The organism is Stenotrophomonas sp. 10N36 (genome assembly GCF_056395005.1).
In genome coordinates this window covers 1-9,344 of sequence record NZ_JBFTIS010000038.1, presented here as the reverse complement: position 1 = coordinate 9,344, position 9,344 = coordinate 1, and the positions used below count along the sequence as shown (strand labels likewise).

Genomic DNA, 9,344 nt, shown 5'->3' with positions numbered 1-9,344 from the left:
GGGCCCCATGCCCTTGGAGGCGAAATAAAGGGGGAGGCGGCGGCCGCAGGCCGACGCCGGAGGGCATTCGCCGGAACGGGTATGGGGGCCCAGCGCCCGACCCACCGACCCCCGTGCTACCGAAGCGTCAGTGCCGATCCGCCTGCAGGTTRTCGAACGTCTCGGTGTAATCCTTGAACTCCGGAATCCGCTGCACCAGGTCCGGCGGAATCGGCTGCATGCCATCGGGGACCTGGATCTTGACCGAACGCTTGGCCGGGTCCGGCGGCGCGTCGGTGAGCGTGTTCTGGCGCAGCACCTGCAGCTGGCCGAACATGCCCTGCAGCAGCGCCTGCTGGCTCGGGTCGAGCGGAATTTCGATCTCGTCGATCTTCATGTGGCCGTTGGGCAGCACGATGATGTTCGGCGCGGGTGCGCGGCGCACGGTGAGCATGCCGTCGCTGACGGTGATCTTCGGCTTGCCGCGCTCGGCACGATGATTGCGGTATTCCTGGTCGCAGCCGGTGGCAGCCAGGCAGAACAGGGCGAACAGCAGCAGGCACAGCTTCTTCATGGTGGGCGCAGGCATGAAAAGGGGGAGGACCATTCTAGTCCTCCCCCCGTGCATGCGGGCCCGGCTGCGACCGAACGTCGCAGGCAGGGCGGTTACTTGCCGCAGTCGTCGATGTCGCTCTGGTCCATGGTGGCGTACGGCTTGAACTCGGGCACCGCGGCGGCCAGCGCCTGCTGCTTGGCCATCATGCCCGGCAGCAGGGTGCACAGCTCCTTGGCCTTTGCCTCGATCTTGCTGGATTCGGCATTCACGCGTTCCTCGATACCGTTGGTATCGCCGGAGAAAATGCCCTTGAGCGCCTCGCCGGCCGCCTTCACGCCCAGGTTGGCACCGGCCACGCCGATGTCCATGCCGGCGCCGGCAATCGCCTCGACCTGCTTGCGGTAATCCAGCAGCAGCGCGCGCTGGCTGGCGGTGGTGGTGACCGTCTTGCCGTTGATCAGCAGTTCGCCCTGCGGGGTGATCTCGGCCTTGTCGGACTGGTCGTTGGAAATGTTGATGTTGCCTTGGGCCAGTTCCTTGCGCGCCTTGTCGGTAGCGTCCTGCACGGTCTTGCCAACGGTGCTGGCTTCAGCGGCCGGTGACGCGGCCTTGCCGGTGGCCGGATCGGTCTTGCCGGCATCTTGGTTGCCGCAGGCTGCCAGCGGCAGGCACAGCAGCAGGGTGGGCAGCAGCAGTCGGGTCATCATGCGCACGTTCCTCGAAAAGGGGGGAGTTACTTGCCGCGCGGCAGCTGCACGCGACCGCCGATACCGCTGTGGCGCACATCGCCACTGCCGCTGTGGGCCACGGTCAGGTCGCCGCCGACATCGCGCGCGGTGATGTCACCGGAGCCATGCCGTTCGACGCTGACGTTGCCGCCCACACCGCGCAACTCGACATCGCCCGAGCCCACATTGCCGACGCTGACGTTGCCCTTGACCTGGCGCACGTCGGCATCACCGGAGCCCAGCGTTTCCAGCGTCACGTTGCCCTGCACGCCGTCCAGTTCGAGATCGCCCGACCCCACGGTGCCGACCTTCGCGTTGCCGCGCAGGTTGCGTGCCTTGAAGTCGCCCGAGCCGACCGACAGCAGATTGAGCGCGCCGGCACCGTCCAGGGTCACATCGCCGGAGCCGATCGCCGCGGTGACCGGGCCCTTGATATCGCGCAGGGTGATGTCGCCCGAACCGACGTCCGCACTGAGCGAGTGCGCACCGGTGACGCTGACGTCGCCCGAGCCGACCTTCAGCTGCACCAGCAGGGTGTCCGGCACGCTGCCGCGCAGGTCCAGATAGGCGTAGTTGCTGCCCCCGATGTTGATGCTGAGGTTCTGCTTCTCGCGTTGCAGGCGCACCACCAGCTTGTCGCCCACCTTCTGCTGGGTCACGGTGAGCTGGCGCAGCCAGTCGGCGTTGGAGGCACAGGCGCGCCCAGAGAGCTGGGCTGCACCGCCACCGGCGGTGAGCACCAGATCGTGCTGGTTGACCTCGAACACCACCGCCTTGGCACCGGCCAGGTCGAGCTTGAGGTCACGCGGTTCATTGAATTTGCATTGCGGCTGTTCGGCCAGGGCCGACAGCGGCAGCAACAGCAGGGAAGCAACAGCGAGCATGCGGATCATGTGCGGCTCCTTGAGTGAATCGATCAGATCTCGCCGGCGCGGCGGCGCAGGCGGATGGCGACGATGATGAACACCACGCCCACTGCGGCACCGATCCAGATATCGGGCAGGCTCAACGCGGCCAGCTGGTTGCTCGGGGCCAGTGCGGCCACCAGGTTGTCACGGTCGCCGATCACCGCGCGCAGCTGGTCAGTGCGGTAGAACACGTCGCTGCCCGGCAGGGTGCCCAGCAACAGGCGGCCGACGATGTGCTTCCAGAACCAGCCGCTGGTGCTGTCGAAGGCGTTCATCAGGTGCGTGCTGCTGACGATGATGCCGGCAAACAGCGGCAGCATCACCGCCCACAGGAACGGCTTGGTCTTGGCCCAGGCCGAGCACATCAGCAGCCAGCCCACGCTCGGCAGTGCCCAGAGCAGGTACACCGGCAGCCAGGACAGGTGGCCGGCCATGATGGCCAGCGGGCTGGCCGGGCCCCAGATCAGGGTCATCGGGTCGCCGCCGTGGCTGAGTACCACCACGCTGATGATCAGCAGGAAGCCGAACATGGTCAGGATCGAGGCGATCACCGCGATCACCGGTGCCACCAGCAGGGCGCTCAATGCCTTGGACAGCACGGTCTGGGTGTCCGACAGCGGCAGCGACTTCCAGAACAGGATGCTGCGGTCGCGGCGATCGTCGTACAACGCGCCCAGGCAGTAGAAGAACACCACGAAGGCCAGCACGATGAACGGCCACAGCGAACTCAGCAGCAGGGTCAGGTCCAGGCCGTTGGCCAGGTTGTGCAGCGCCTCGGCGTCGAGCTTCTTCGTCAGCAGGGCCAGGTCCAGCCCGTTGACGTTGACGCTTTCATTGTCAATCACCAGGCTGCCACTCTTGGCCGCGCGGTTCATGGCCAGCAGCCCGAACAGGATGCCGATCAGGCTCATCACCAGCGAAATCGCGCCGGCGATCAGCGGCGCATACAGGAACCCGCCGCGGTTCTCCCAGTATTCGCGCTTGAGCATCCACTTGAAGGTGCTGGCCTTGCTGATGGGGTGGTAGTGGACGGTGTTCATGCGTAGGTTCCCTTCATGATGGCCACGAACAGGTCCGCCAGCCCCGGGCTGCGGATCTCGCCCAAGGGCGTGAGCTGGGCGCGTGGCACCCCGTCGAACAACAGCACCGTCTTGCCAAATGGCAGCGCACGCTCATCGATGGGCTGCAGGGCGCGGGCGGCGTCCAGCGATTCGGCCGACACCAGCACTTCGCTGTAGCGGTCGCCGATGTCTTCCATGTCGGTGGTGAGCACGATGCGGCCATCGCGGATGAACATCACGTCGGTGAGGATGTGCTCGATCTCTTCCACCTGGTGGGTGGTGACGATGATCGTCTTCTGCTCGTCGAAGTAATCCTCCAGCAGGCGCTGGTAGAACTCCTTGCGGTACAGGATGTCCAGGCCCAGGGTCGGCTCGTCCAGCACCAGCACCTTGGCATCGATGGCCATCACCAGCGCCAGGTGCAGCTGCACGATCATGCCCTTGGACAGCTCGCGCACGCGCTGCTTGGGCTGCAGCTTGGTCGAGGCCAGGAAACGTTCGCAGCGGGCGCGGTCGAAGCGCGGGTGGGTGCCGGCGACGAAGTCGATCGCTTCGCGCACCTTCATCCAGCGCGGCAGCACGGCCACGTCGGCGATGAAGCACACATCATTCATCAGCGCGTTGCGCTGCACGGCCGGGTCCAGCCCCAGCACCTGCAGCTCGCCTTCCACCGTGGTCAGGCCGAGCAGCGCCTTGAGCAGGGTGGTCTTGCCGGCGCCGTTGGGGCCGATCAGGCCGGTGATCCGGCCCGGGGCGATGGTGAAGCTGGTGTTGTCCAGCGCCACGGTCTGTTTGTAGGCCTTGCGCAGGCCGCGGGCGGAAATGACGACATCACTTGCAACGGCATTCATGAGGATTTCCCCTGGGGCAGCAATTCGTCGAGATTCAGGCCCAGGCGCTGGATGCGTTCCAACACCAGTGGCCATTCTTCATTGAGGAACCGGTCGCGCTCGCTGCTGCGCAGCTGCGTGGCCGCTTCCTCGGTCATGAACATGCCCAGCCCGCGGCGCTTCTCGACCAGGCCTTCGTCAGCCAGTTCCTGGTAGGCGCGCGAAACGGTGATGGGGTTGAGCTGGTACTCGGCGGCGACCTGTCGGACCGAAGGCAGGGCGTCGCCAGGCTTGATGATGCCGTCAAGCATCATGGCAATCACGCGCTCTTTCAGCTGACGGTAGATCGGAGCACCATCGCTCCATTGGATATCGCTCATGGTCAGCTCCGTGGGTTCAGCGACTGTGCGAATGAGAAGTAAGGCATGGACAGGGAGCTGTGCAGCCGGCGGGGGGGCGTGGGGGCGCCGTCGGCGTTCCCTGCCTGGAGTACGCCTGCGTCCTGCGGGCTTTCAAACGCACCGGTGGCAGCGGTGCTGCCGATGTCACCGGCGGGGGTGCCAAGCCACCCGAGCAGCAACAGCGCGGAGGCGGCGGTGACAGCTTTGGCGGACTGGTGGCGGCGCATGCGGTTCATGGGCTTCCCCTGCATCAGGTGACTGGTGTTGTATGCAACTATAACACCGGCACGCCGGAGTGCAACAGGGTGCCACCCCCAACTGATGGCAGGGGTATGACAGCGACCGTGCCGTGATTTCAAGTGGTTGTTTTGTATAGGGATGTTTTCAATTCCTGATCGCCGGGCGGGCTATCGTCCATTCAGTCTGGTCAATGGTAGGTGAGCGGATGCCTCTATTCAGGTGCGGCGGCAGACCGCCAGATTCGGCAAGCCGGGGGCCAATCGGGCGCCGGACGGCGATGGAAGCCGGGTTGCCTGGCCCGTCGGCCGACGCCGGGGCAGGGCGCTGCCGGCCCTGCCACGCAGCGGCAAAAGTGCCGGTGATATAGTCCGAAACAGCCCTTTTGATCCCTTTCGTGGAGTGTTGTGATGCCCCTGACCCACCTTGAGTCGTCCCCGCGCCGTGCGGCCACCGTGCGGGTGCGCCGCTGGGGCGTGACGCTGCTGCTGGGCGGGTTGCTGGCCGCCGGCGGGGCCCACGCGGCCGGGCTGCTGGACGTGGCCTATCGACCGCTGGCCGGCAAGGCCGAGGTCAACCTGCAGAAGCAATACGGCGGCAAGGTGCTGCTGGTGGTCAACACCGCCAGCAAGTGCGGTTTCACCCCGCAGTACGAAGGCCTGGAGGCGCTGCAGCAGAAGTACGCCGCGCGCGGGTTCTCGGTGCTGGGCTTCCCGTCCAACGACTTCAAGGGGCAGGAGCCGGGCGACGAGACCCAGATCCAGGAATTCTGCACGCTGACCTACGGGGTCAAGTTCCCGATGTTCCAGAAGGTGCAGGTCACCGGGCCGCAGGCCACGCCGCTGTACCAGCGGCTGACCGCCGCGACCGGGGTTGCGCCGGGCTGGAACTTCCACAAGTACCTGATCGGCCGGGACGGCCGGGTGGTGGCGCAGTTCCCCAGCAAGGTCACGCCGGACGACAAGGCGCTGGTCGCCGCGATCGAACGTGAGCTGTCTGTCGCACCGGCAAAGCGCTGACATCCTCGACATCTCGCATGTGCGTGCGACAATGATCGCTTTCGCGCCGACGTCGGCGTCCAGTCACTTCCAGGAAAGCAGCGAATGAAGATGGGAATGCGCGGCGCCGCGGCGTCGGTTCTGATTCTGGCGATGGGTGCCACCGGTACCGTGATGTCGCAACAACCGGCCGCGCGTGCGGCCGTCAAGGAGACTTCCGCTTTGAACTCCCAACGGGAAAAGCTCGGCTACGCCATCGGTATCGACGTGGCCAACTCGTTCGCCCCGATCTCCAGCGAGATCGATCTGGCCGCCCTGCGCCGCGGCGTGACCAATGCCTTTGAAGGCAAGCCGCCGCTGATTTCGCAGGACGAGGCGCAGAAGACCGACGCCGCCCTGCGCCAGGCGATGATGGCCAAGAGTGGCCAGCCGGTGCCGGGCGTGGCCCCGGGTACCGCGCCGCCGAAGGTGGACCGTGAGAAGGTGGGCCTGATGCTGGGCACCTACGCCGTGGGTCCGTCGCTGGCACCGCTGAAGGCGGACCTGGACCTGGACGCGCTGTTCGATGCCGTCACCACCACCTTCAACGGTGGCACCGCCAAGATGACCCCGGAGCAGGCCAAGGCCACGCTGGAAGGTTTCATGGCCGGCAAGCAGGCTGAAATGCAGGCCGAATCGGCTGCCAAGGCCGGTACCAACCGCACCGAAGGCAACGCGTTCCTGGCCAAGAACAAGACCGTGCCGGGCGTTGTCACTACCGCCTCGGGCCTGCAGTACCAGGTGCTGCGTCCGGGTTCGGGCGAACGCCCGATGCCGACCAGCAAGGTCCGCGTCAACTATGAAGGCAAGCTGCTGGACGGCACCGTGTTCGACAGCAGCTACGAGCGTGGCCAGCCGATCGAGTTCGGCCTGGACCAGGTGATCAAGGGCTGGTCCGAAGGCGTCTCGCTGATGCCGACCGGGTCCAAGTACCGCTTCTGGATCCCGGGCGAGCTGGCCTACGGCGAACAGGGCACGCCGGGCGGTCCGATCGGTCCGAACGCGACGCTGACCTTCGACGTCGAACTGCTCAACGTCCTGCCGTAAGCGAAACTGGAGTCCCCACGGACATGCGTGTAGCGATTTTCGGTACCGGTTACGTCGGTCTGGTCACGGGTACCTGCCTGGCCGATGTCGGCCACCAGGTGGTCTGCGTCGATATCGACCAGGCCAAGGTCGATGGCCTGAACCGTGGCGTCATCCCGATCTACGAACCGGGCCTGGAGCCGATGGTCAAGGCCAATCACGCCGCATCGCGGCTGGCCTTCACCACCGATGCTGCCAGCGCGATCACGCATGGCCAGGTGATTTTCATCGCCGTGGGCACGCCACCGGACGAGGACGGCAGCGCCGACCTGCAGTACGTGCTGGCCGTGGCCCGCACGATCGGCACGCACATGGCCGTGCCGACCGTGGTGGTGAACAAGTCGACCGTGCCGGTAGGCACGGCCGACAAGGTGCGTGCCGCCATTGCCGAGGTACTGGCGGCGCGTGGGGTTGAGATCGCGTTCGACGTGGTCTCCAACCCGGAATTCCTGAAGGAGGGCGACGCGGTGGCCGACTGCATGCGGCCGGACCGCATCGTGGTGGGCGCCTCCAACCCCGATTCGGTGGCGCTGATGCGCCGCCTGTACGCACCGTTCAACCGCAACCACGACCGTGTGGTGGAAATGGACGTGCGCTCGGCGGAGCTGACCAAGTACGCCGCCAACGCGATGCTGGCGACCAAGATTTCGTTCATGAACGAAATTGCCAACATTGCCGAGAAGGTTGGTGCCGATATCGAGCAGGTCCGTCAGGGCATCGGCTCGGATCCGCGCATCGGCTGGCACTTCATCTACCCGGGTGCCGGTTACGGCGGCTCGTGTTTCCCCAAGGACGTGCAGGCGTTGGCCCGCACCGCGCAGCAGTACGGCCATGAGCCGAAGCTGTTGAACGCGGTGGAGGCGGTCAACGAAGCGCAGAAGGGGCATCTTTACCAGCTGATCCAGCGCCACTACGACCGTGGCGAGGACGAAGGCGTGCGTGGCAAGACCTTCGCGGTATGGGGGTTGGCCTTCAAGCCCAACACCGACGACATGCGCGAAGCGTCCAGCCGTCGCCTGCTGGCCCAGTTGTGGGAAGGCGGCGCCACCGTGCGCGCCTACGATCCCGAAGCCACCGACGAAGCGCGCCGCATTTTCGGGCAGCGCGATGACCTGGTGTTCTGCGACAACGCCTACGACGCGCTGGACGGCGCCGATGCGCTGGTCGTGGTGACCGAATGGAAGCAGTTCCGCAGCCCGGATTTCGTCCGCCTGCGCGAGATGCTCAACGATGCGGTCGTGTTCGACGGCCGCAACCTGTACGACCCGCAGGAGATCGAAGCCGCGGGCCTGGCCTACTACGGCATTGGCCGGGGACGTTCGCTGCATGCATGATTCAACCCTCACACCGCGTGAGCAGGCGCTGGAAGCGCGCCTGATCGAGCTGGAAATGCGCGTGTCCTTCCAGGAACAGGCTTTGGCCGAGCTCAGTGAAGCGCTGGCCGATGCACGCATCGAAGGCAGCCGCAACGCCGACCTGACCCGCCTGCTGCTGGAAGACCTGGGCAAGGTCCGCAACGCGCTGTATTCCGATTCGGGCGAAGAACCGCCGCCCCCGCACTACTGATCGATTCCACGTCATGAGCGATACACTCCGCGACCAGCTGCTGGGCCTTGGTTTCAAATCCGCGCCCAAGCCAGAACGCAAACCCGATGCCCGCCGTGACGGCCGGCCGGGCAACAAACCCCACGGCGCGCGTCCCCCGGGCAAGCCCGGCGAAGCGCGCCCGCCGCGTGAGGGTGCCCCGGGGCGTCCGCCGCGCGAGGGCGACGCCGCGCGCCGCGCGCCGCACGGCAAGGGCCGCCCGGGTGGTGGCAATCGTCCCGGCCAGGGCCAGAACGCCGGTCAGGGCAAGCCCCGCTCGCGCGAGGACATCGACCTGGCCAAGGCTTACGCGATCCGTGCGCAGAAGGAAAAAGACGACCGCATCGAAGCCGAGCGCCTGAAGCAGGAAGAGGCGCGCCTGCGCCGCGAAGCCAAGGCCAAGCTGGACGTGTTGCTGGAAGGCAAGTCGTTGAATGACGCCGGCGCCGAGATCGCCCGCCACTTCAACTACGGTGGCAAGATCAAGCGCGTGTACGTCACCGCCGACCAGCTCAAGGCGCTCAACGCCGGCGAGCTGGGCGTGCTGCAGCAGAACGGCCGCTACCTGCTGGTAACGGCGGCCGTGCTCGACGAGGCCGAAGCGATCTTCGCCCCGTCGGTTGCGCTGCGCGTGGATCCCAACGCCACCGCCGAGGCTGACCCGTACGCCGACCCGGCCTACCAAGTGCCCGACGACCTGGTCTGGTAAGCGGTCGATCGCACGACGAAGAAGGGCGCCGAAAGGCGCCCTTTTTGGTTCTTCGCCCCTATGCGGGGCAAGCAGAAACGTGCTTTTACGCTTTCCAGGCGCGGCCGTCGGCGGGTCGGGCGCTGGGTCCCCATGCCCTTTCCGGCGAATGTCCTCCGGCGTCGGCCTGCGGCCGCCACCTCCCCCTTTATTTCGCCTCCAAGGGCATGGGGACCCAGGGGGACCCAG

Annotated in this window: 11 protein-coding genes; 5 read left to right on the top strand and 6 right to left on the bottom strand. The window is 66.2% G+C overall.

Annotated features, from left to right (window positions below):
- Window positions 1–127: 127 nt before the first annotated feature.
- The 6 genes from AC1DCJ_RS20200 to AC1DCJ_RS20175 form a co-directional block, all read right to left on the bottom strand.
- Entirely contained in the window at window positions 128–553 is a 426-nt protein-coding gene (locus AC1DCJ_RS20200; RefSeq protein WP_137190089.1) for a hypothetical protein, read from the bottom strand.
- Window positions 554–645: 92 nt separating this feature from the next.
- The gene (locus AC1DCJ_RS20195) at window positions 646–1,242 is read right to left on the bottom strand and encodes a DUF2884 family protein (protein WP_428712741.1); all 597 of its coding nucleotides are present in this window, start codon (window positions 1,240–1,242) and stop codon (window positions 646–648) included.
- Window positions 1,243–1,268: 26 nt separating this feature from the next.
- Window positions 1,269–2,156, bottom strand: coding sequence for a DUF4097 family beta strand repeat-containing protein (locus AC1DCJ_RS20190; RefSeq protein ID WP_428712740.1), 888 nt, complete (start codon window positions 2,154–2,156; stop codon window positions 1,269–1,271).
- 23 nt (window positions 2,157–2,179) lie between these two features.
- Window positions 2,180–3,211, bottom strand: a complete 1,032-nt coding sequence (locus tag AC1DCJ_RS20185) for an ABC-2 transporter permease (RefSeq protein WP_141056861.1) — start codon at window positions 3,209–3,211, stop codon at window positions 2,180–2,182.
- The gene (locus tag AC1DCJ_RS20180) at window positions 3,208–4,083 is read right to left on the bottom strand and encodes an ABC transporter ATP-binding protein (RefSeq protein WP_038687597.1); all 876 of its coding nucleotides are present in this window, start codon (window positions 4,081–4,083) and stop codon (window positions 3,208–3,210) included. Before AC1DCJ_RS20180 ends, AC1DCJ_RS20185 begins: the two co-directional genes overlap by 4 nt.
- A complete protein-coding gene (locus tag AC1DCJ_RS20175) occupies window positions 4,080–4,442 on the bottom strand; it encodes a GntR family transcriptional regulator (RefSeq protein WP_019185943.1) in 363 nt (120 codons plus the stop codon). The genes AC1DCJ_RS20180 and AC1DCJ_RS20175 overlap by 4 nt, the downstream gene beginning before the upstream one ends.
- A gap of 740 nt (window positions 4,443–5,182) precedes the next feature.
- Between AC1DCJ_RS20175 and AC1DCJ_RS20170 the strand changes: the two genes are divergently transcribed.
- The 5 genes from AC1DCJ_RS20170 to AC1DCJ_RS20150 all read left to right on the top strand — a co-directional run bounded on the left by AC1DCJ_RS20170 (window position 5,183) and on the right by AC1DCJ_RS20150 (window position 9,116).
- Complete coding sequence (locus AC1DCJ_RS20170) at window positions 5,183–5,719, top strand: glutathione peroxidase (protein WP_392732960.1); 537 nt, start codon at window positions 5,183–5,185, stop codon at window positions 5,717–5,719.
- A gap of 84 nt (window positions 5,720–5,803) precedes the next feature.
- A complete protein-coding gene (locus tag AC1DCJ_RS20165; protein WP_137189858.1) occupies window positions 5,804–6,784 on the top strand; it encodes an FKBP-type peptidyl-prolyl cis-trans isomerase in 981 nt (326 codons plus the stop codon).
- 23 nt (window positions 6,785–6,807) lie between these two features.
- Complete coding sequence (locus AC1DCJ_RS20160) at window positions 6,808–8,157, top strand: UDP-glucose dehydrogenase family protein (protein WP_038687605.1); 1,350 nt, start codon at window positions 6,808–6,810, stop codon at window positions 8,155–8,157.
- Window positions 8,150–8,389 (top strand): SlyX family protein, encoded by a 240-nt coding sequence (locus tag AC1DCJ_RS20155; protein ID WP_137189856.1) that lies wholly within the window; start codon window positions 8,150–8,152, stop codon window positions 8,387–8,389. Before AC1DCJ_RS20160 ends, AC1DCJ_RS20155 begins: the two co-directional genes overlap by 8 nt.
- Before the next feature lie 13 nt (window positions 8,390–8,402).
- The gene (locus tag AC1DCJ_RS20150) at window positions 8,403–9,116 is read left to right on the top strand and encodes a DUF2058 domain-containing protein (protein ID WP_038687609.1); all 714 of its coding nucleotides are present in this window, start codon (window positions 8,403–8,405) and stop codon (window positions 9,114–9,116) included.
- The last annotated feature ends 228 nt before the right edge of the window (window positions 9,117–9,344 follow it).